Origin of the sequence: Streptomyces sp. NPDC088354, assembly GCF_044753585.1 — a bacterium.
Taxonomy (GTDB): domain Bacteria; phylum Actinomycetota; class Actinomycetes; order Streptomycetales; family Streptomycetaceae; genus Actinacidiphila.
In genome coordinates this window covers 16,818-37,269 of record NZ_JBIVNJ010000053.1, presented here as the reverse complement: position 1 = coordinate 37,269, position 20,452 = coordinate 16,818, and the positions used below count along the sequence as shown (strand labels likewise).

At 69.7% G+C, this 20,452-nt stretch carries 21 protein-coding genes and 1 pseudogene; 13 read left to right on the top strand and 9 right to left on the bottom strand.

The features are described from left to right. The first annotated feature begins 238 nt into the window (after positions 1–238). Both ACIP98_RS38360 and ACIP98_RS38355 read left to right on the top strand, forming a co-directional pair. Complete coding sequence (locus tag ACIP98_RS38360; RefSeq protein WP_401981009.1) at positions 239–535, top strand: hypothetical protein; 297 nt, start codon at positions 239–241, stop codon at positions 533–535. A 1,413-nt stretch (positions 536–1,948) separates the two neighbouring features. Continuing rightward, positions 1,949–2,611 (top strand): DUF4232 domain-containing protein, encoded by a 663-nt coding sequence (locus ACIP98_RS38355; RefSeq protein WP_401981007.1) that lies wholly within the window; start codon positions 1,949–1,951, stop codon positions 2,609–2,611. A 319-nt stretch (positions 2,612–2,930) separates the two neighbouring features. Here ACIP98_RS38355 and ACIP98_RS38350 read toward each other — a convergent pair whose 3' ends face one another. Further along, a complete protein-coding gene (locus ACIP98_RS38350) occupies positions 2,931–4,316 on the bottom strand; it encodes a glycoside hydrolase family 19 protein (RefSeq protein ID WP_401981004.1) in 1,386 nt (461 codons plus the stop codon). Positions 4,317–4,967: 651 nt separating this feature from the next. On the opposite strand from ACIP98_RS38350, the gene ACIP98_RS38345 reads away from it, so the two are divergent. Continuing rightward, positions 4,968–5,222: a hypothetical protein gene (locus ACIP98_RS38345; RefSeq protein WP_401981002.1), complete on the top strand. Its 255-nt coding sequence runs from the start codon at positions 4,968–4,970 to the stop codon at positions 5,220–5,222. 136 nt (positions 5,223–5,358) lie between these two features. On the opposite strand, the gene ACIP98_RS38340 is transcribed toward ACIP98_RS38345, so the two are convergent. Then, the gene (locus ACIP98_RS38340) at positions 5,359–5,685 is read right to left on the bottom strand and encodes an Lsr2 family protein (protein ID WP_401981000.1); all 327 of its coding nucleotides are present in this window, start codon (positions 5,683–5,685) and stop codon (positions 5,359–5,361) included. Positions 5,686–6,021: 336 nt separating this feature from the next. Here ACIP98_RS38340 and ACIP98_RS38335 point away from each other — a divergent pair. From ACIP98_RS38335 to ACIP98_RS38315, 5 genes and pseudogenes are all read left to right on the top strand, one after another. Then, positions 6,022–6,546, top strand: a pseudogene (locus ACIP98_RS38335) (transposase); the annotation flags it as partial. A 109-nt stretch (positions 6,547–6,655) separates the two neighbouring features. Continuing rightward, a complete protein-coding gene (locus tag ACIP98_RS38330) occupies positions 6,656–6,934 on the top strand; it encodes a hypothetical protein (RefSeq protein ID WP_401981012.1) in 279 nt (92 codons plus the stop codon). Between the two features lie 1,116 nt (positions 6,935–8,050). Next, entirely contained in the window at positions 8,051–8,269 is a 219-nt protein-coding gene (locus ACIP98_RS38325) for a DUF6364 family protein (protein ID WP_401980998.1), read from the top strand. Next, positions 8,253–8,624, top strand: a complete 372-nt coding sequence (locus ACIP98_RS38320) for a fic family toxin-antitoxin system, toxin component (RefSeq protein ID WP_401980996.1) — start codon at positions 8,253–8,255, stop codon at positions 8,622–8,624. Before ACIP98_RS38325 ends, ACIP98_RS38320 begins: the two co-directional genes overlap by 17 nt. Before the next feature lie 381 nt (positions 8,625–9,005). Then, positions 9,006–10,064 carry a hypothetical protein gene (locus ACIP98_RS38315; protein WP_401980994.1) on the top strand — a complete coding sequence of 353 codons (1,059 nt, stop codon included), beginning with the start codon at positions 9,006–9,008 and terminating at the stop codon, positions 10,062–10,064. 93 nt (positions 10,065–10,157) lie between these two features. On the opposite strand, the gene ACIP98_RS38310 is transcribed toward ACIP98_RS38315, so the two are convergent. After that, entirely contained in the window at positions 10,158–10,436 is a 279-nt protein-coding gene (locus ACIP98_RS38310; protein ID WP_401980993.1) for a hypothetical protein, read from the bottom strand. A gap of 1,438 nt (positions 10,437–11,874) precedes the next feature. Further along, positions 11,875–12,384, bottom strand: coding sequence for a hypothetical protein (locus ACIP98_RS38305; protein WP_401980991.1), 510 nt, complete (start codon positions 12,382–12,384; stop codon positions 11,875–11,877). Between the two features lie 520 nt (positions 12,385–12,904). On the opposite strand from ACIP98_RS38305, the gene ACIP98_RS38300 reads away from it, so the two are divergent. After that, positions 12,905–13,117 carry a hypothetical protein gene (locus ACIP98_RS38300; protein WP_401980989.1) on the top strand — a complete coding sequence of 71 codons (213 nt, stop codon included), beginning with the start codon at positions 12,905–12,907 and terminating at the stop codon, positions 13,115–13,117. A 32-nt stretch (positions 13,118–13,149) separates the two neighbouring features. Beyond that, entirely contained in the window at positions 13,150–14,022 is an 873-nt protein-coding gene (locus tag ACIP98_RS38295) for a HesA/MoeB/ThiF family protein (RefSeq protein WP_401980988.1), read from the top strand. Between the two features lie 187 nt (positions 14,023–14,209). On the opposite strand, the gene ACIP98_RS38290 is transcribed toward ACIP98_RS38295, so the two are convergent. Further along, positions 14,210–14,869 carry a hypothetical protein gene (locus ACIP98_RS38290; RefSeq protein ID WP_401980986.1) on the bottom strand — a complete coding sequence of 220 codons (660 nt, stop codon included), beginning with the start codon at positions 14,867–14,869 and terminating at the stop codon, positions 14,210–14,212. Between ACIP98_RS38290 and ACIP98_RS38285 the strand changes: the two genes are divergently transcribed. Continuing rightward, positions 14,832–15,308: a hypothetical protein gene (locus ACIP98_RS38285; protein ID WP_401980983.1), complete on the top strand. Its 477-nt coding sequence runs from the start codon at positions 14,832–14,834 to the stop codon at positions 15,306–15,308. The two genes, ACIP98_RS38290 and ACIP98_RS38285, sit on opposite strands and share 38 nt — an antisense overlap. A 67-nt stretch (positions 15,309–15,375) precedes the next feature. Here ACIP98_RS38285 and ACIP98_RS38280 read toward each other — a convergent pair whose 3' ends face one another. Together ACIP98_RS38280 and ACIP98_RS38275 are read right to left on the bottom strand one after the other, a co-directional pair. Next, positions 15,376–15,798 (bottom strand): hypothetical protein, encoded by a 423-nt coding sequence (locus ACIP98_RS38280; protein ID WP_401980980.1) that lies wholly within the window; start codon positions 15,796–15,798, stop codon positions 15,376–15,378. A 43-nt stretch (positions 15,799–15,841) separates the two neighbouring features. Beyond that, positions 15,842–16,279 (bottom strand): hypothetical protein, encoded by a 438-nt coding sequence (locus ACIP98_RS38275; protein WP_401980979.1) that lies wholly within the window; start codon positions 16,277–16,279, stop codon positions 15,842–15,844. A gap of 535 nt (positions 16,280–16,814) precedes the next feature. On the opposite strand from ACIP98_RS38275, the gene ACIP98_RS38270 reads away from it, so the two are divergent. Then, a complete protein-coding gene (locus ACIP98_RS38270) occupies positions 16,815–17,285 on the top strand; it encodes a hypothetical protein (RefSeq protein WP_401980976.1) in 471 nt (156 codons plus the stop codon). A 195-nt stretch (positions 17,286–17,480) separates the two neighbouring features. Here ACIP98_RS38270 and ACIP98_RS38265 read toward each other — a convergent pair whose 3' ends face one another. Further along, entirely contained in the window at positions 17,481–17,630 is a 150-nt protein-coding gene (locus ACIP98_RS38265; RefSeq protein ID WP_401980973.1) for a hypothetical protein, read from the bottom strand. Here ACIP98_RS38265 and ACIP98_RS38260 point away from each other — a divergent pair. Next, a complete protein-coding gene (locus tag ACIP98_RS38260; protein WP_401980970.1) occupies positions 17,629–18,981 on the top strand; it encodes a hypothetical protein in 1,353 nt (450 codons plus the stop codon). The genes ACIP98_RS38265 and ACIP98_RS38260 overlap by 2 nt on opposite strands. On the opposite strand, the gene ACIP98_RS38255 is transcribed toward ACIP98_RS38260, so the two are convergent. Continuing rightward, entirely contained in the window at positions 18,911–20,203 is a 1,293-nt protein-coding gene (locus ACIP98_RS38255; protein WP_401980967.1) for a pyridoxal-dependent decarboxylase, read from the bottom strand. The two genes, ACIP98_RS38260 and ACIP98_RS38255, sit on opposite strands and share 71 nt — an antisense overlap. Positions 20,204–20,452 lie beyond the last annotated feature (249 nt).

Sequence of the window (20,452 nt, the reverse complement as noted above, 5' to 3'; positions counted from 1 at the left end):
CCGCCCCATGGGCAGGGAGCGGGGGCTACCCACCCGATGCACCCCGGCGCACACCCCCGACGTGATCGGCTACACCACAAGAGGGGACGCCATCCATCGCTCGCGACCCCCGCCTTACAGCACACCTGGACGATCTCGAGGCCCGCGCCCGAAGTGCGAGGATCCCGGGGGAGTCGGCTGCGCTCCTGCCCGAGTACAGCCGCCTGCGGCGTGAAGCAGCCACGGTGAAGCCCGGCCAGTGACGGACGACCTCCCGCAGCCGCTCTGGCAGATGGAGTGGACCGCAGAGGCACGACAGGAATTCGACGCGATGCCCGCCGACGGCCGGCAACTCGTCCTGGCCGCCTGCGCGGAACTGATCACCGCCCCGGACCCCTACTACCGCGGCATCGACGCCGACGCCTGCCTGCCGCACTGGGTCACCGTCCGCCCCCCGGCCTCCACCAACCCCGGCGGCCGCGGATGGCTCATCTACACCTTCATCCACCGCCACGTCGAACCCCAGATCACCATCACCGACGCCTTCTGGACCTGACAGGCAGTGAGCTGACAGCACTGGGCGGCTTCCACAAACCAGTCGTCGTGCGGAACTCTCCGAGGACCTGACCGCCCTAAACGACGAAGAGCGCTCCGAAGCCCCTGACGGAGCCCGCGCTCCCGCGACACCGCCCTGCCCACCCCCGAACGCCCGACGATGCGGTCATCGCCACCGCCGCCCCGGAGCAGTGGGCCGGGCAGCCCGTCAGGGTCCTCGACGTCACCTGACTCCCGCGAAGCCGGCCCGCTCAGCCTGCACGTGGTGACCGGCGGCCCTGCACCGCAGCCGAGACGGTTCGGTGCAGTGAGCCCTCATGCCGGATTCCTCCGGCGTCCGTACGGCCGCGGGGTACCGCCCGAGGGCACCAGATGGGCAGTACGGAGGTGTTCGACCCCGCTGAGGTGGTTGGGTTGCGCTGCGCCCGGGAGCCGCGGTGATGTCCCATCCACCTGACAGGGGGATGGGGCATCGGGTCCGACCTGCTGGTTTCTCCATGTGAGACGTCACTTGCGCCTCCGACGCCCCTGTGTGCCAGGTGACCTGCGGTGCTGTCGAGCCGCTGGCGACCCGACCCGACCCGACCCGATCCGCTCCAGCGGACGCGGAACCCTGTGCCGGTCCGGGTACTCACCGCCCTGCGCACACGGTGAGCACCCGGGGCGGCCCGCTCCGGAGTGTGGCGGCCTGAGCGGGCTGCAGTGGTGGGGCGCCGGCCGGCGACGCTGAACGGTGGCGCGCGCTGCTTCTACTCAAGCCCATCGTCCGGCGGCGGGTTCGGGTGACGCGCCGGGCGGTGGGACGGCCACTCCAACGGATGCGGGCCCGATTCGGCAACATGAGGCGCCCTGTTGCGTATCGGGGCTGGGTGTGCGGCACGCTGGAGGGGTGGACGATGCACGGTTCGTGGTGCACGGCGCGTCCCCGCATGGCGGCTGGCTCGTGACGATGCACCGCGCCGCCCACTCTTGTACAGGGCTCTGTCCGACACGGTGCGCGCAGCTGCGCAAGCCTCTTCTTTGGTGTACAGAGGCTTGGCCATGGCTTCGAGTCCGTTCTTTGCTGTCGATTATTCCGCCGCCTGGCCACACCGCCGGTGGTTGACCGGAGGACGGCCGGAACTGTTCGCGTTCACCAAATTATCATGTCCTGGGATGCGAGTGGAGGGGAAAGGGCCAAGTGAGCCGAAGAGAAACCCTCCCAATGTATTGAACCTGAGTGACTCATCCTTGAATTGATGCGTCGTCGATTATCGTTCTGTGCGACGTCGAAAGACGCTCCTGGCCGCCGTTGCCCTTGCTGGCTGCGGCGATCGGATCCTGAGCAATTGCTGTGTTCGCTCGTTCGGTGACGATGTGCTATGAACCATTCATATGCGCTGTCGCGCAAACTCAGCCACAGGAAGTTGCAAGCATGAACGCACATGTGAGCGTTGGGAATAATATTGTCTGGTGTACCGAAACGGGCAAGCGTTGTATTGACGCGACCCGTGGCAGAGCCGCGGTTGTCGCGGGTGGTGCTGTCCTGCTCGGGTTGCTGACTGGCTGTGGTTCCGCCAGCAACACTGGCGTGGCTGCCCCGTCCGCCAACACCACTGTCACCAACAGCAGCGCATCACAGGCCCAATCCGACGCCAGGCCAGAGCACTCTGCGCGCCCCGCATCGCCTGGTTCTCGCTGCCGCAGCGGAGACCTGAAGGCAAACCTTGTCGGCGGTGACCGATCGGCTGGGCACGTCAGATTCCAGATCTCTGTTACCAACCTGTCCGGCCATGTCTGCAGCCTCAACGGCTATCCGAGGCTTGCATTCATCGACAGCGCCGGTGTGTTCGGCAAGGGCGCGGTGCCGATACCCGGACTCACTGCGAAGGGCGTTCGACTGGCTTCCGGCCAGCAGGCGGCAGCCAGTCTGACCTTCAAAGATCCTGCTGCGGTCTCCGGCGCCCGCAGCCAGCGTCCACTAGCCGTACTCGTCACGCTGCCTGGCGAAACCTCCAGCATCGGCGCCGACTGGGTGTCACAGCAGCCCGTCCCCGTATCAGAGACGGTCGGTGTTTCCCCATTCAGCGCCAAGTGATCCGTAGGTGATTCGGACCCGAAGACCGCTTCTGATTACGAAGGGGGTGCCGGCCGATGGACCTTCGAACATCACTGGGCATGGACGGGTCCCGCGCGGTTAGCAAGGGTCAGGCCAACCTGTAGCCGTCGACCGGCTTCCGGACCAGGTTGGGCAGTCCTGCGTGGCACGGTCGTGCAATAATGCTCGAAGGTCAACGGGGAGCGGCCGTTCGGCCCTCCTGCACTCGGAGATCGCAGGCTTGTCGTCCGCAACGACCCTCGGAAGCCCGTGGCCTCCGGCATGACGCCGGAGGCCACGGACGTTTTTGCAGCGAGGTTCAGCACCAGAGGTTGCTGCCGGCATTCGTGCCCAAAATTTGCACGAACCGCTGGTAGGCGCTGATACGGCTCTGGACCAGGCCCGGATTGCGCCCGTTGCACTCCAGGGAACCGTTGATGCTCCGGACCGTCTCACCAAACCGCGAGCCATTGACCATCGCGTTATGCGCGGTCATGTAACCTGCACCGCTCTGGGTGTTCCAGAACCACAATGCAGTCTTCCAGGCAACAGCAGGATCGTTCTGCACCAGGTAAGGGTTGTGCAGCAAATCGATGCCCAGCGCATCGCCTGCCGCCTTGTAGTTAGTGTTCCAGCTCAACTGAAGTGGACCCCGGCCATAGTAAGCTGACTGGCCCGCCGGACAGCCGTAGGGCTGGCCACTGTCGCAGTAGTGTGAGTAGTTGGCGTGGTTCAGCTCAGTGACATAGGCCAGGCCACCGGTCTCATGGCTGACATTGGCCAGGAAGGCCGCCGCTTCCTGCTTCTTCACGCTGTCACTGCCGGTCTTGGCGAATCCCGGGTAGGCGCCCAGCGCTGCAACCAGCCCACTGTAGGTGTAGAAGTTATTTCCCTGCCGATTCGAAAACATCTGGTTGAACTGGGACTCACTGACGACGAACCCGCTAGAAGGTGAGGTAGTGCCTCCGCCGTTACCCGGAGCGGTACCACTCCCGTGATCAGGAGTGACGCCTCCGCCGGTACCCGGGGCGGCACCTCCGTCATGGTTTGGAGTTGTGCCTCCGCCGTTGCCCGGAGCGGTACCACTCCCGTGATCAGGAGTGACTCCTCCGCCGGTACCCGGGGCGGCACCTCCGTCATGGTTTGGAGTTGTGCCTCCGCCGCTACCCGGGGCGGTACCACCGCCGGGGGACGGGGACGTTGCGCCCCCGGTTGCCCACCACTTCTGGTTCGAAGTGCCGGTACAGGTCCAGATCTGCAACCGGGTGCGGTTGGCGGAATTCCAGTCGGTCACATCCAGGCACTTGTGTGCCTGAAGATTGACGATGTCGTGGGCAGCGTTGACGACCCATCTCTGGGAACCAGTACCGTTGCAGTCGTACAACTGGACTTGGGCACCGTCTGCGACGGAACCTGCGACCACATCCAGGCACTTGCCCAGAGAACGCAACGAACGGTCCAAAGGGTCAGGAGCGATGGTCCACTTCTGGCCGTCAGTACCGTTGCAGTCGAAGAGTTGTACCGGTGTGCCGTTCGCGGTTCGTGCGCCAGCAACGTCGATGCACTTACCCGCATACCCGGTGATCTGCACGGTCGGACTTGCGGCCTCAGCCTGCGCGACGCCCAACGCAGAGCCCAGGACAACCGTGACCAGCACGGATCCGAACCGAACGGGTATGAGTCTATTCAAGAGAGACCTGGCCATCAGTGTGCTTTATCCTCTTCCGAATCGAAGATCAGGGGTACAGCCGGTCCGATCGGCGGCAAACTATCACAGTGTCATCCCGCAAAATTCCATCCACCCGACCGCGGCAACGCCGGCTGTACCGCAATCACTCTGCGTTCTCGATGGCCCACTGGGAGAAATCACTTCACACCTCGGGCTAAAACATTCATAAAAATTGACATCGAAGTTCTATACGCATGGGGCCATTCCCCTGGTGCGCGTTGAGGAGGCGAGATTCTCAGCCTGCGGTCTCACTTCTCGAAAGGTCCGTTGCGTCAAACCCCTCGATCAGCCAGCAATCGCCCAACTCACGCCACAGGACTACCTTCAGCCGCCTCCCCCAGCCGGTCGCTCCCGTGATGTCTTGTCGCACACCGGGTATAGCCAGGGGCCGGCTGTCCTCGATTAGGGCGCGGCCTCGCCGTCTGCGGCTGCCCCCGCGTGGGCGTTTGGTCCTGGGCAGCGGCCAGGACATGGCGGAGTTCCGCTGTGAGGGGGACTTCTCGCAAAGCCCGCAAAGCCCGCAAGAGTTCCCCGATCTGCCCCGGGTCCCCTTCATCTTCGGGCGGCGCGACCCCGTCGATCCAGGACACGGCAACGGCGGCACGGCCGCCGAAGACCGTGACGGGCGTGAGCGGCTCCAGTACGGCGACCGGCGGCACCGATGGCCCGCAACAGTTCCGTCCGGCGGGGCAGCGCCTGCGCTGCCGACGGACGCTTGCTGATCCGCACGGCCGCGATACCGGGCAGCAGCACGACGTGATGGATATTGCCGTCGGCGGCCAGACGCGCCCGATCCAGACGGACGCACTGTGGACCGTCAAGTCGGCCCACAGCGCCCAGGGTGATCAGTCCGCCCCTGTGACCCGGGACGACACGCTCTGACATACCACCAGGTTAACGGGCGTAGTCAGGTCGGATGGGCCTTCCAGAGCCGCTCCCGGCGTGGTGGCCGCTCCCCGTGGCTGGGGAAACGAAGAAACCCCCGCCCGCAGGGGCAGGGGTTGCAACGTCCTTGGGGTCAGTGCGCCTTGGCGTACGCTTCGCGAACCTCGCGAGGCACACGGCCCCGGTCGTTGATTTTGTATCCGTTGTCCTTCGCCCACGCCCGGATCGCGGCTGTGTCTTCCTTCGGCTCGGCCGGTCCAGAACGGCGGACGCGACCGTTCGCGCCGCGCTGACGGCGAGCAGCCCCAACATACGGGGCCAGGGCATCACGAAGCTTTGCTGCGTTCTCTTCGCCGAGGTCGATTGCATACGAGATTCCGTCGAGCCCGAATCCGATGGTCTCGGCCCCCTCGGTTCCGTCAATGTCATCGGTCATGAGAACCTGCACCCGCTGAGCCATGGCGCGAACTACCTCTTTCGTGCAGGGACTGAACGACGCTATCCAGGTCCTGTTTAGCAGCACAACAGTTATACGCGCAACAAACCCCACCGATAAGCCGATGGGAGGCGCCATTGGCGCAGCGCGTTCCATTGTCAGGCTCATCTCGTTTTGTTGTGGGTGTGAGTGGGCGGGTTGGTGGCATTGGTTGGGCGTCAGCGGGGCGGGATGCCTGGGTGCCTGGTCTTGAGGCCGGTTGCGGGAGTGTTCAATGATCGGCGGATCCGATGATCAAGGAGACGCCAGATGAGCGACACCACCATCGAGCAGATACCGGGCAGCGAGCCGGCGGCGGCCATGGCGGCGAGTGACGAGCAGTTGGTTGCGATGCTCGTGGACCGAGCCCGGTCGGAGGGCCTGCAGCTGACTGGGGAGGGCGGGCTGCTCCAGCAGCTGACCAAGCTGGTCCTGGAGTCCGCCCTGGAGGGCGAGATCACCGATCACCTCGGATACCAGAAGCACGACGCCGAGGGTCGGGGCAGTGGCAACAGCCGCAACGGGACGCGGGCAAAGACGGTGCTGACCGATGTCGGCCCGGTCGAGGTCAAGGTCCCCCGGGATGTGGCCGGAACGTTCGAGCCGGCCATCGTCAAGAAGCGGCAGCGGCGCCTGTCCGGGGTGGACGAGATGGTGCTGTCGCTGTCGGCGAAGGGGCTGACGCATGGCGAGATTTCCGCGCACCTGGCCGAGGTCTACGGCGCGAGTGTGTCCAAGGCGACCATCTCCACGATCACCGACAAGGTGATGGACGGAATGGCGGAATGGTCCAACCGCCCGCTGGACCGCGTCTATCCAGTGCTGTTCGTGGACGCGATCAACGTGATCCGGGTTCTGTCGACGATCTTGTGGTCCAGATCGGGCCAGGGCTCATCGGGCGAGTAGGACTCGTTTGCGAAGAAGATTGAGGCCGGCTCGGCCGAACATCTGACGCTTGAGCATCTTCAGGCGGTTGATGTCCCTCGACGGCGCCGGAACTGTAAGGCAGGGAAAGACTGTTGCGGACGGCATCGACGTCGCGAAGGAGGTTTCTGGCAAAGGACGCCAGTGCGACATGGGTGTCTTGTTCGGCAGCGGTGATCCAGTCGTAGAGACGGTCTCCGTGGCGCCCGGCCATCATTGCAGCGAACTTCCGGACGTGATCGGTGAGCCGATTCAGTTCGGGATCGCGTTCGCGCAGGCGGTGCAGCTTGTCTGCGTCCTCCTCCCGTAGGTGTTCGGGGTGGGCCATGATCCATGAAGTGACCTCGCGGACCGACGGTGGCTTGGGACCCGGAGCAGGAGCGTGTCCACGCCCGGTTCGGTAGCGTCGAAGGCATGTCCGCGAACGTGTCCGGTCCGACGGAACCCGTGGCCTCAAGCTCGTGGGAACAGTCGGACAACGCGTCCCGCAGACTGCGTGCCGCCGGATTCAGCCTGGTATAGGCCGCACGTCGTTCGCCGAGCAGCCGACTGTCCCATTCATGGAGCCGGTCCTCAGCACGATGCCGGTCGATCCGCTGCTGGTCTTGCCCCAGGGCGCGTTCAGCGCCGCGCTGGGTGAGGCGGACCGATGCCAGCGAGACCGCGCCTCCGATCACCGCAGCCACGATGGTCAAGAGCGCCGCACCCAAACCCTGCTCCCTTCTCTCCCTGTACTGTCAGCCTGGTCCTTCCCGACAACTGGCAAACGGGGAACTGTCCCAGCGGGCGGAGCGCCCCAGGTCGCAGGCAGCAGGGGCCGGGCATCGACCCGGCGTGGCGGCCGGCAGGGCGGAGAGCCACTGCGCGACGCCGACGCTCCCCTCTTACGGCGTCCCACCGGCCTCCGACGTCCCCGTGACCCGGGCCGAAGGGACGACCGAGACCGTGGCCGCGAAGCAGGCGAAAAGAAGACGGCTCCTCCCGCCCGGCGCCGGGGGCCGATGGTGTGCGCGGCGTGCGGTCACCCGATTGAGGGGAGCGTGAACTGGCGCGACCGGTTCGCTCGGGGCAAGCCGGTGCACGGGGACGGGTGCCCGCAGCAGGAGGCGCCGAAGCGGCCGTCCACGGCGGATCGGGCGTCGACGCGCCGCGCGCCCGGGCGGGAGCGGGAACCCGTACAAGAGCCGCAACGCCAAGGCCGTGCCTCGGGAGCTGGGGCTCGAGGTCACGTGCTCTCTGTGCAAAGCCGGCCCGGGCAGGCCGTGCATGCGGGTGAACGGGGAGGGCCTGGTCGTCGTGGTCGCCACTGTGCACCAGGGGCGGGTCCAGCTGGTGCGCCGGATCCTGGCGGCCGCGCAGGCCCGGGACCAGGGCGGGCAGTCCTGAACCGCTACCGATCACGGCTAGCGAGAGCTAGCATCGATACATGGCCAAGACACAGCTCAACGTCCGGCTCGACGAGGACACGGTCGAGAAGGCCCGACAGGCGGCCGGAAACCGGCACATGTCCCTCCAGGAGTACATCGAGCACCTGGTGCGGTCCGACACCGATCCTGTGCGGAACGCGTTCCTGGCGTCCGCAGCGGGCGTGATCGAGGAGTTCGGGGACCTCATCGAGGAGCGCGTGCGTGAACCTCGCGGTTGACCTCGGCTGGATCCTCAGCGTCGCGAGTCAGGCGGGGGAGAACGATCCGGCCCCGGACGACTTCGGGGTACCGCTGTCTGCGGTCGAGCGGCACAAGTCGCAGCTCTTCGACCGGGACGTCTACGACGGGCCGGTGGCCAGGGCGGCCGCGCTCGCGCACTCCCTAGGCCGGCTGCGCTGGCTGGAGCGGTCGAATATGACCGTCGCCGTGGCGGTGACCGTGGCCTACCTGCAGGCAGCCGGCCGCGAGGTGAAACCGGGATGGGACGAGGTGCGGGCCCTGGTCGACGAGCTCCGCGACGAGGAGTGCACGGTGCAAAGCGTGGCGGCCTTGCTGAGGGCGTGGCCCGCCTGACGAACTGCTGACGAGGACCCTGGCCCGAGAGGGCCGGGGTCCTCTCGCCCTGGGTGGTAACACAGAGTGACATGCTCGTGGGGGCGCAACGTAGTTCTCGCAGGGGGGACGGAAATGCCGGCCCATCACACGGAAGTGAGACCGGCAGGGCGACCGGCGCCTACACCCGCAAGGCCACCGCTGGCGTCAAGCTCTACGTCCACGCCGACTGCACCTGCACCCGCTTCAACGGCGCCTCCGCCAAGGGCATCGAGACCATAGCGGCCGCCCGAGGAGCCCGCCGCGGCGGTCGAGGAGACGAGGGACGAGACGCCGGTTCCCACGGTCGAGGACACGGCGCTGGTCGCCGAGGAGACGACGGAGGAGGCCGCCCCGGCCCGCGTGCGGCAGACGCGTCGCCAGAAGCACGAGGACATCCCGTCGATCACCTTCGAGATCACGGTCGACAACCGTGACCAGTTCGGCAAGCAGCACCGCACAGCGATCAAGCAGATGGTGGCCACCTTCGACGGCGCCACCACGACGTACCGGTCCGTGAAGAACAAGCACAACACCGACAACGACGAGTTCGTCATCACGATGACCGCGCCCCGCAGCGTGGACGTCATCGTCCCCCCGCTCCAGCGCGGCCACACCCTCGCCGACCACCCGCCGGCCTGGGCCCGACCGCTTGGCCCGCCACCGCCCACGACGTCGCCCAACCGGCGCGCCGCGTGGGCCACCACCTGCGCCCTGGTCGAACTGTGGCAGACCCGCCACGCCATCACCACCGCCCCGGGACTTGGCCCCCGCCCGGACGATCCGGGCCTGGCCGACGCCTGGGACGCCATGACCGCCCGCATCCGCGCCCTGATCGGAGGCGGCCACCTGATGCACACCCCGCTCCCGCCCGGCGCGCCCGCTTCCGACATCCTCGCCGCCGTCCTCACCCACCTCGACAGCCCACCGTTCGGCGGCGCCCACGCGCTGCCCGCACACCCCGCCGTTCGCGACCCGCACGGCATCGCCCCCCTCAACCACGCCACCACCGACGCCCGCGTGGGCCGGAGGGGCCTCGCCGCGGCGCTCGCCGGGCAGTCGGCTCCCGAGGCGTGGATCGACGCCATCACCGCGCCGGAGGAGGACAACGAGGACGAGTGCCGCGCCTACACCCGGCTCGTCACCGCGCTGGCCGACTACCGTCGCCGCCACCACCGCGCCGGCGCCGACATCCTCGGTCCGCGCCCGGACAGCATCGACGGCCAGGGATGGGACCATCTGTCCGACGCCATCGACCTGTACACCCGTGCCCGCATCGAAGCCCGCCTCGAACAGCTCCGCCAGCGCACCGAAGCAGCCCGAGCCGACCTCACCCCGGCCCCGCGGGTGCCGCCTCCGGCCCAGCGAAGGGATAACCGGCACGGCCACCGCACAGGCCGACCCCGCCGGCGCCGCCGCTGACCGCAGCAGCCGAGTTCTGCGCGGACCGGTGTAACGCGCCTGCAGCACAGCGAAGCCCCGGACCGCGTCCGGGGCTTCGGCCTACTCGTTCGCTCACCTGTGGGAGCGCCTTGGGGTTCTCCTTCGGGGAGTCGCTGCGCGGGTTTGTCGGTTTCGATCCCGGCGGTACCACATCCACCGCTGATGACTCAGCCCGCACTTGTACGCGGCGACAGTCAGGTCGGATTCGCCTCGGGCGCGGATGAGACGGACCTTGGCGTCCGTGATCACCTTGACGAGCACGGCGGCCAGGAGTACCGCGATGATGACCGCGATCAGCCATGCCGGCAGGTGGAGCCGAAGGGCCAGCAGGTCGACGATCCACGAGCCCACGCCTGTCACACCTCGCCCTGGGCGGTGTCGCGGCGCTGGTAGTGGCGGCACAGGCATGTCGTAGCTTCGGGCCGTTGCTTGTGCTTCCCGGAGAACCTGAGCACTTGCGACGCACCAAGTCGCCGAACGACCTTGGTTCGTGGACACCGACTCGCAGTGCGGCAAGGTGCCAGCTTCTGTCTGCGCCCGTGCCTAGACGGGCGTACTCCAGGACGACCTGCTTCTGTTCTTCGGTGAACTTGGCCAGGACGACATCGATGCAGGGGTGGGCAATGACCGCATCAAAGTATTGATCTTCGGTTGAGCCACGTCCATCACCGATCAGATCCCCCAGGCTCTGGCCGTCGCCGGAGGCCGGTTGGCCGAGCGTGGTCAGACACTGGTGCCGGTATTCGTGCTCCCAGATGGGCTTCTCCCAGGAGCCGGCCTGCCTGACGCAGTACTCCAGTTCGCGCAGGACAGCGTCCTCGTCGAACAGATCGATGCCGGTCCAATCCGCAAGGAGAAGCCCGTGGGACACCACCGCAGGCTGGTGACCTCCCTTGAGCCACTTCCGCGCGAAGGCGACAGCAGCCGACTTGTCCCCTGCCATGACATAGGCCCTTTGCGCGTCATGAGCCTCGCGATAGGCGGCGCACGTGGCGACCGGCCGCGGCCAGGACGCAGTGCCGAGCGGGACCGGGACGGAAGCGGGATCGAAAGCAGGATTCCGTCTGTCGGATGCAGCGTCAGCGGGCGCTTCCACGGCAGCGCCTTGCGTAGATCGGAGCGCTTGAGGGGGTGGCAGCGGGCGATGAACTGCACCGCCTCGGGGTCGAGCTCGTGGTCGACGAGGAAAGGGATGACGTCATCGGCGTAGTGCGCGCGCAGGTGCGGGGTGTCGGGGATGACGACCAGGCAGGTGAGCAGCCGGTCCGCGTGTCGGGCCAAGGTCTTACGGGGCCGGACCGGACGACGGGACAGCCAACGTCGCAGCCAGGTGAGCACGTTCAGGGGTTCGTCGGGTGACGGACGCACCGATTGGTCGGCGATACCTATGTAGAGAGCCAGGCGGCTCCGCGATGGACTCATCTTTCTCCTCCAGGAATTGCAGGTTCACCTCCAAGGGGCGGCAGAGGCGGGAAACGGTAACTCTGGCCGAGAATGTGGCGGACGTCACATCGACTGTTGGCTGAGGTCTCCGTGCGCCTATGTCGTAGGCCCGGCGTTGTTACAGGTCAGGGGCCGATGGCGGCGGCCGTGAGGGCGGTGGTGGTCTGCAGGCCGACGACCGCCGGGAGGGGGGTACGGGGCGGGCGTGGTCGCCTGCAGGTCCTTGGCCCAGTCCTCGAACGCTTCGGTGAGCGCGGCGTGTTCGGCCTCGAGCGGGGCCGGGCGGGAGCCCGGCGGCATGGTGGCGGTGGCGCGCAGGAGCATCCCGGCGGTGCGCAGCGGGAAGTTAGACGGCGCCGTCGTCGGCGGCCGCGTACTGGCCGCGGGTGACCGGCCCTGCGGCCATGGAGTGCCACAGCGCCGCGCAGCCGGTGGCCGCGCGCAGGGTGTCGGCGGCGGCGTCGGTGAACACCGCGGCGTCGCCCGGCAGGTGGGGGAGTGCGCGGTGCAGGTGTCCCTCGAGGAGCCGGGCGCGTTTGGCGAGGGTGGCGGCCGCGTGGCGCATCAGGCCGGCGTAGCCGGTGCCGTCCGGGCCGCCGGTGTAGGGGGTGGGCAGGGTGCGGGCCGGCCACAGCGGGACCTCGGGCATGACGCCGATCGCCCCCGCGGGCAGGTGGTGCAGGCTGCTCGCGCCATGGGCGGGACCGTTGACGCCGGGCGGGGTGGTGACGAGCGCGTCGACGGGCGACATGACGTGGACGGCCGGGCCGTCCTTGGCCCAGCCGATGGTGTCGATGCCCTCGTGGCTCACCCACGGCGCGAGATCGATGTCTTCCGGTCCCGGTAGCGCGTCCATGCAGCCCTCATCCCTCGTCATCCGGCCGCCCCGGTCGGGAGCGTGGTGGTTTCCCGCCACCATTCCGTACTGCGGGAGATCGTGGATCAAGTCCGGCCAATCTCGGGGGCGTTGGTTGTCCCGCGCGGTGTGCCGGTGCTGCGATGAGGCCCTTCCCATTGGCCTCGCCCATCAGGAGTGACCATGTCCCAGCAGACCAAGACCACCGCGCAGAAGTCCGCCCCGGCCCCGGCGCGGATCGGCTTCCGCCGTCTGGAGCGCGTGGAGACCACGAACAGCCCGTGTGCCAAGGCGAGTTGACCCTGTCGGCCCCGCCGCGCCCACGGTGAGGGCGCTGTCTGCCCCGTCGACGCCCTCACCACTGCGGGCAGGACCCACCGGGTCCTGCCCGCCGGGCCGCGCCCGCGCCGCTTGGATAGCCGGGCCCTTGCCCGGGGCCGCGGCGCGGCCCCCAGCCCCTGTCTCTCTGCGGGGCCGGCTTCCCGCTCTTCCACTGCGTTCTTCTGGGATGGTCATGCAGTTGCCCCGCGTGCGACCCGAGCACGGCGCCTACCGCACCACCGACGGCCGGATCCGCCTCGGCAGCGGCGTGTACGGCCTGGCCAGCGAGATCACCGACGGCCCGCCGTGGCTGTGGGACCTGCTGACCGCGGCCGACGGCACCCGCACTCCGCAGCAGATCGTGGAGATGGTCCGTGCCGCCCACCCGGACGCCACGTTGGCGGCGTCCTGACGGCGCTGGACGACCTGGTCCAGGCCGGTCACATGGACGACGCTGCCGTGTGGCCGCCGCCGGACTTCACCGAGAAGGAACAGGACCGCTACGGCCGCAGCGCCTTGTACTGGCGGTGGACCGACCCGCAGCCCCGCGCCAGCGCCTGGGACGTGCAGCGCGCAGCGCATCCTGCGCTCCGCGAGGGTCGTCGTCCTCGGCGTCGGGGCACCGGGGGAGCGGCCGCGACGGCGCTCGCGGCGAGCGGCGTGGGACGCCTGCACCTGGTCGACGACGACCGGGTGGAGTCCAACTTCAACCGGCAGACCCTGTATGCCGAGGCCGACATCGGCCGGCTGAAGTTCGACGCCGCCCGTGACCGGCTCCGCCAGATCAACAGCGACATCACGGTCACCGGGCAGCGGACACGCGTCACCGGCCCCAGCGACCTCGCCGCCGTCCTGCCCGGATGCGACCTCCTGGTAATGTGCGCCGACCAGCCTGACGACATCCGCACGTGGGCGAACGCGGCTTGCATGAACGCGAACATGCCCTGGGTCGACGGCGGCTACCACGGCCCGCTGGTCACCGTCGGCGCCTACGCACCGCACATCAGCGGCGGATGCCGCACCTGCCTGCGCCGCACCGAGGACGAGCGATGGCAGCCCGACGTCGCCGACGACACCGACCTGCTCAACACACTGCCCCGGGCACCCGGACACCCGGCCACCGCCGTCACCGCGGGCCTGTCCGGACAGCTCGCCGCGCACCTGGCCATCGCCCTACTGACCGGCGCCGCCACCGTGACCCCCGGCAGCATCTACGGGCTCAACCTGGCCGCGCTCGGCACCGAGGCGGTCCACCTCACCAGCGAGCGCCGACCGGACTGCCCGGCCTGCGGCACCACCCCGGTCGTCGCCCCGTGACCACCCACCCCGCGCCGCCAGCTACGCCCGGCCCGGCCTGCACCGCGCCCGGGCCGGTGGTCGGCGACGACAGCGTCCTGACCCTGCACCCGCTCGCCGTCCGCGACGAAGGCGAAGAGACCGTCGTCGGCCGCACCGACACGGCGACTTCATTGCCCTGCCCCCAGAAGGCGCCCGGGCTCTGGGGCTACTCGCCGAAGGCCACACCCCCGCCCAGACCCGCCGCCTGCTGCGGACGCAGACCGGGCAGGACCTCGACATCACCGGCCTGGCCACCGACCTGATCCCGCTCGGCTTCATCGCCACCTGCGACGGTCACCCGCTGCCCGCACCACCCCCGTTGAAGCAGACCTGGCCGGGCCTGCGCCCGGCCGCCGTGGCGTGGACATTGCATCCGGCCCTGCCGGTCCTCCTCGTTGCCCTGGCCGTGGCCGCGGTGTTCGTCGCGGCGGGCCGCCCGCAGCTGTGGCCCGGCTACCGGCAGCTGATCTGGTCCGACCACACCGGCCTCGTCCTGCTCGCCCAGGCCGTCGTCGCCTGGACCCTCCTGGGCATCCACGAACTCGCGCACCTGATCACCGCGCGCGCCGCCGGGGTGCCAGGCCGCATCATCTTCGGCACCCGCCTGCAGTTCCTCGTTGCCCAGACCGAGATCCCCGGCATCTGGGCCGCACCGCGCCGCCACCGCCTGACCGTCTACGCCGCCGGAATGGCCTCCGACACCGCACTCGCCGTAACCGCGGTGCTCACCGCGGCCGCCACCGGCGCGGGCAGTGCCGTGCACCGCGTCGCTCATCGTCACCACCACCGTGACCATCACGCTGACCATCCAGCTGATGGCGTTCATGCGCACCGACGTCTACTTCCTCCTCCAGGACCTCACCGGCTGCCGCACTCTGTACGCCGACGCGACCGCGCACGCACGCCACCACGCCGCCCGCGCCGCAGCCAGGCTGCGCCGTAGGCCTGCGCCCGGCACGGGCCCGCTGGCCGCGCTGCCCGCCCGCGAAGCGAAGATCGTGCGCGCCTACACCGTGGTCCTCCTCGCGGGCACTGTGCTGTGCCTGGCCGGCGCGGCGGTGGTCACGATGCCCTTCGACCTGCACCTGCTGGCCGCCGCTGCCCGGCACCTCCTCGACCCCGCCGCATCGGTGACGGTGCGCGTCCTGGACGGCGGCACGGTCCTGGCCGTAATGGCGATCCCGCAGGTGTTGTGGGCCGCGCGCGCGTGGTGGCGCCGCCACGGTCGCCACCTGATCCGGCGCCTGCCCGCACGGCAGCCCTGACGTGCCGAGGTCGGGCCGCTGCTCCTCGAACCTGGTGGCCTCGTCTCGGCGGCTGGAGAAGCCGCTGCTACACGGCCTGGCTCAGCCGCTCCCGCACAGCCTGCGCACGAGGTACGGCAGCATGGAAGACGGCGATCAGGAGATCGCCTTCCTCATCGGACAGGTAGTCCCAGCCCATGACCCACGTTCCGCAAGCCAGCGACAGCGCCTGTGACGGCTCGGGTCCGAACCGTTCCAGGGTATGACGCTTCAGGCGCACCCCGAAGGAATTGAGGAACGACCAGGGCGACTTCGGTCCCTCGTCACGAGCTGCATCCCGCAGGCAGGCGACCAGGCCTTCGCTCTCTTCCTGAGAAAGCGGCTCCATGGCCTTGCGCACCAGGCGAAACACCAACTTCAAGCCCTCCGCCCAGGCGTCGCAGCTGTCGTGCTCCTTGTACAGCGTGCCCGCGATCTGATCGGACAGAAGGGACTGATACTCGCGCGTCATGTGCCATCCGTAACGGGCCACGCCTGCCCGCTGCGGCAGAAGGTCAGGATACGCCTGCCCGGGTCACCCGCGCGGCGTAACACCATGCGGCACCCGTGTCATAGGTCGGTCGTTGGCGCCGCTGGCCGAGGGTGGGAAGACCGCCGGAGACCGTACGGACGCTGCCGTGGCGCCGTTTGTCGGCCGACTGTCTCGCGCGCAGCGCCTTGCGGGCCATCTGCCTCCAGCGCTGTGCCTCCTCGGTGTCGCCGGCCGCGCGGTGCCGTTCGGCAGTTCGCAGCATGGCCTGGCGTATCTGCCGCAGCAAAGGCTCAGCGTGGGAGGCGACCGAGCCGGTCACCAGCACCGCGCCGGGCGTCCCGCGCAGGCACAATCGCAGCCACGAGCCGTGCTCCTCACCCGCAGCGACGTACAGACGCGCGCGGCTCTCCCCGGAAGCGATCCAGCACATGGCCAGGAGGGACGCCTCGTCCGTGGGCACAAGACCTGCTCGGCACGAGGACCAGCGCTCGCGGACAGGGCGGCGGACACGACGCGTTGTCCGTCCCGCTGGACGCGCATGCCGATCGACGCCCACGGAGGACGCGGGCTCTTCGCGCGCTTCTTGCTGACCGGCGGCATGTACCTGCCCCTCTCCTTGGGTGACAGGCCGTGTGGACATCCTCGGTCACAACCTCCCGTACTGGAACCCGTGATGACGGGGTATGACGCAGGCAGCAGCCCCCGGTGGTCCCGGCCGCCGGACGGAACGACAGCGCAACAGCCTCGCCACAGTCCGGCTCGTCCGGATCCCGGCTGCCGCCGTGCCCGACCGGTACCCGATAGTGGTCCGGATGCTGTTGACGACCGACGAAGGGAAGCCCTGCGTGACACCTGAGACGACCCCGGCCCCCGCTGAGCGTGTCCCGGGACGGGTCTGGACGATCCGCCTGACCGGGCACGCCGACCATTCCGCGTCGGTGGCCTGCAGCACCGAAGCCTGCCGGATGCCGCCCCGTTCCCGGGACCTTGCGGGCATGCGCCGGTTCGCCGCGCAGCATGCGGCCGCGCACGCCAAGGCGGCCACTGTCCGGCCGAACGCCGCGTGCTCCTGCCGGGCCCGGCAGTGCACCGCCCACGGCGACACCAAGGTCCTCTGCGCGGGCAGCGTGGTCCTGATCGTGCAGCACGACCCGTGGATCGGGCAGGTGTGGACGGTCTCGGAGGTATGCCAGGCCTGCTCCCCGCTGGTCCCGAACGCCATTGTGGTGGCGACCGCCGTCAGGGCCCGGCCGGCTGCGACCTCCACGCCTCCCGCGGCCACGGTCCCCGCCCAGGCGCAGGCCCAGGCTCAAGCCCATGCCCAGGCCGGTTCCGTCGTGCCGGGGGGTTTCTCCGCCGTTCCCACCTTCTCCGCGCAGCCCGCAGAGCCGGGCACGCCACGGCGGGGTCCCCGGCCCGGATCCCGGCGGCCGCGCCGCCAGCCCGGCGGGGGAGACCGCCGCTGACGAGGCACCCGGTCTGCTGTGTCCCGCCTGGTGGTCCGCGAAGGGGTTTTCGTTTCCCGCCCGGCGGGAGACGGGCAGGCCGAGTCCCCCGTACGTCGGGGAAGCGGATCATGTTGGGCCGGCCGCCGACCTCGGCCGTGGCGGGCCCGGCCGATCAGAAGGGCCCTCGATATGAGCGAGCCGCCGCCCCCGTCATCACCCGCGTTCGTCCCGGCCTGGCTGCAGGGTCTGCAGCCCGATGTGTTCGCCGTGGCGTTCGCCGAGCCGGACACCGCGGCGCAGGCCGTCTCCCAGCAGCACCGACCAGCCCGGCTTCGGCCCCGCCCGGCTGACGCTCGCGGACATGGCCCCCGACCCGCTGGCGGCGTTGCGCCGCTGGACGGAACTCGACGACGGAAGGGGGCAGCTGGTCCTGCTGGCCCGCGGCCCGGGCGGGGGGTTGCGCGAGTACACCCCGGGCGAGCTGGCGACCTATGTCGCCGACGAACACGAAGCGCAGCTGCACGACCTGCTCGGGGAGTGGCTGGCCCGGCGCGCCGCCGCTGCGAACCGCCCCGAGGACCGGTGGCCGGCCGCGGCCGCCGCGTGGGCCCTGCATTGGCGGGAGCTGAACGACTCCCTGCCGGGCCCGGTCCTGGACGCGGTCGTGGCCGCTGCTGAGTTCCCCGAGGGGAATGTCGCGGCGAGGCTCGCCACGGACGCTGGGCGGCTGGCGCTGATCTTCGAACGCCTCGAGCTGCCCCGGGGGCGCGCCCAGTACATCGAGGACTGGCTCCAGTTGGACTACCTGACCGAGGACGTGCCGGTGCTGCGGGCGACCGCCGAGGTGCTGCTGGACCAGGTCGCGCTGCACGACCACCGCGCCCAGCGGCTGCGGGCGGCGCTGGAGCCGGACGTCTCCGACCACCGTGAGGATGTCGCCCACGCGATGCGGACCGGGGCGGCTGTGCCGGTCCTGGACGAGCAGCGCACCGCCCAACTCCTGCTGGCCCGCCAGGCGGTGCGCGAGCTCACGGCCGCCCTCCACACCGGGCGCGACGGGTTCGCCGATCGCGTGATGGAGACGTTCCCCGTGCCACCGCGGCTGATCGGCGCGAGCTGGGGTGCCCAGATGTGGCGGGATGCCTCGCCCGCTGCCCAGACGGCCGTCGCGCAGGTGCGCGAGCAGCGGGAAGCGGTCTTCGCGCAGGACTCCGACCTGCCCAGGGAACCGGAACTGATGCAGGCCTCCCGGACGTACCTGGAGGCCCGGGGCGCCATGCTCCACATCCTCCACGACGTGCTGGGGCGCCTGACGCACCTGCCGGGCCCGGGTGTCCTGCCCGAGCAACTGGCCGAGATCGGCACGGCGCAGGCCTCGGCACGGATCACCCAGGCGTTCGGCACCCTGGACCGGGCTCGGCAGTTCCTGGCCGGCCAGATCGCCTACCTGCAGCAGGAGCCGGTTCCGCCGCACCGCGCGCAGTGGACGCCCGGCGAGATCGAGCGCCTGACGGCCGCGCAGGACGCCCTCGACCAGCTGGACCCCTACGCGGCACACGCCGACACCATCCGCAGGCGCGCCCAGGCCCTCACCCGGACCGCGCCCGCTCCTCCCGCCGCTGCTCCTGTGGCCGGGCCGGCAACTACCCGGCCTGCGGCGCGTGCTTCCGTGCACCCCGCGGCGCCGGACCGGGCACCGGGCGTGGGGAGGTGACCGGCCGCGGCCCCGCCGCGACGTCGCCGGAACCGATGGGGGCCTCGCTGGTGAGGCGGCGGGCGGCGGCCAGGTCGGCGGCGAGCTCGTCGATGGCGGCGCGGGTGACGTGACCGGTGGTCACGATGTGCGCGTACCGGCCCTCGCACGCCAAGTGCCAGCGACGCGCCAGCGCGGCCGGGGGCTGGTCGAAGCACACGGTCAGCGAGCCGGGGAAACGGGACGGGTTCACCCCGGCCTCTGCCAGGCGGTCCACGGCGTAGGCGGCGACGTCCTGGCACCGGCGGATCATCGCGGCGACCCTGGCGCGCCCGAGCTCCTGCAGCCGGGCCCACAGCAGCAGGGCGGCCAGCCCGCTGCGTGAACACGCCAGCGTGTCGTCGGTGGTGGCCAGGTACTCGCCGCCGACCGCCGGCGTCACCAACTCCGCGCGGACCAGGAAGATCCCGGCCGGAGCGGGCAGCCCCAGGATCTTGTGGCCGGAGATGTTGAGCGAGTCGGCGGTGTCCGCGAAGCCCCACCGCGGCGCCGGATCGGTGTGAGCGGCGATGAGCCCGCCTCCAGCAGCGTCCACGTGCAGGTGCACCGGACCGGCCACCGACGCCGCAGCCCGCAACTGACGGATGTCGTCGACCGCGCCGCGCATCGTGGTCCCGCACGCGGCCACCACGATCGCCCCGAGGCGGCGCCGGTAGATCCGCCCCCGCGACCGCAACGCCGCCTGCGCCGCCGAGTCGGCGGGGTCCATGCTCCCGTCCGGGCGCGACGCGACGGTGACCAGCGCCACCCGCAGCACGTCGCACGCCGCGCCACGCTGTAGTGCGCCTGGTCCGACGCGCACACCACTTGCGTCCGGCAGCACCTTCCGCGCGGTGTACAGGCCGTGCAGCAGCGCCTCGCTGCTCGAGGACGCCACATACCCGTACACCTCGTCCGGGTCGGCCCCGGCGAGCTGCGCGAAGTAGTTCAGCACCGCGAGCTCGTAGGTCTTGGCGCCGATGTCGGAGGCGTCGGCGGCCTGCGGGTCGCCGACGTTGTTGAAGAACGCGCCCAGCAGCGGCGCGTACCCGCGCAGGTCGACGTCGAAGTTGCCGGGGAAACCGAGCATCCTGGTCTGCTTGACGTGCATGCGGTGCGCGACATCGGCCAGGTGCTCGCGAGGGTCCCAGGGCAGCGCCCGGATGGACAGGCCGGCGATGGTGGGGACGGAGACGACGCTCACTGGTGCTCCCGGGGGCGTTCGGCACGGTGATGGAGGGCTTCCGTCTACCGGCCCGCGCCCTCCCGGCGGCTGAAGATCGGGGCCGCGGACCGCCAGGCGGGAGCCGGTGCAGCCGATTCCCCCCGTGCGTGCCGCCTCTCGGCACCGGACCGAGGAGCGACCATCACACTCCCCACCCACCGTCAGAGCTTTGGCCAAGGACTGAGCCCGTAGAATGGCTACTTCCGTGGGCCGGTGGCCTGAACCACC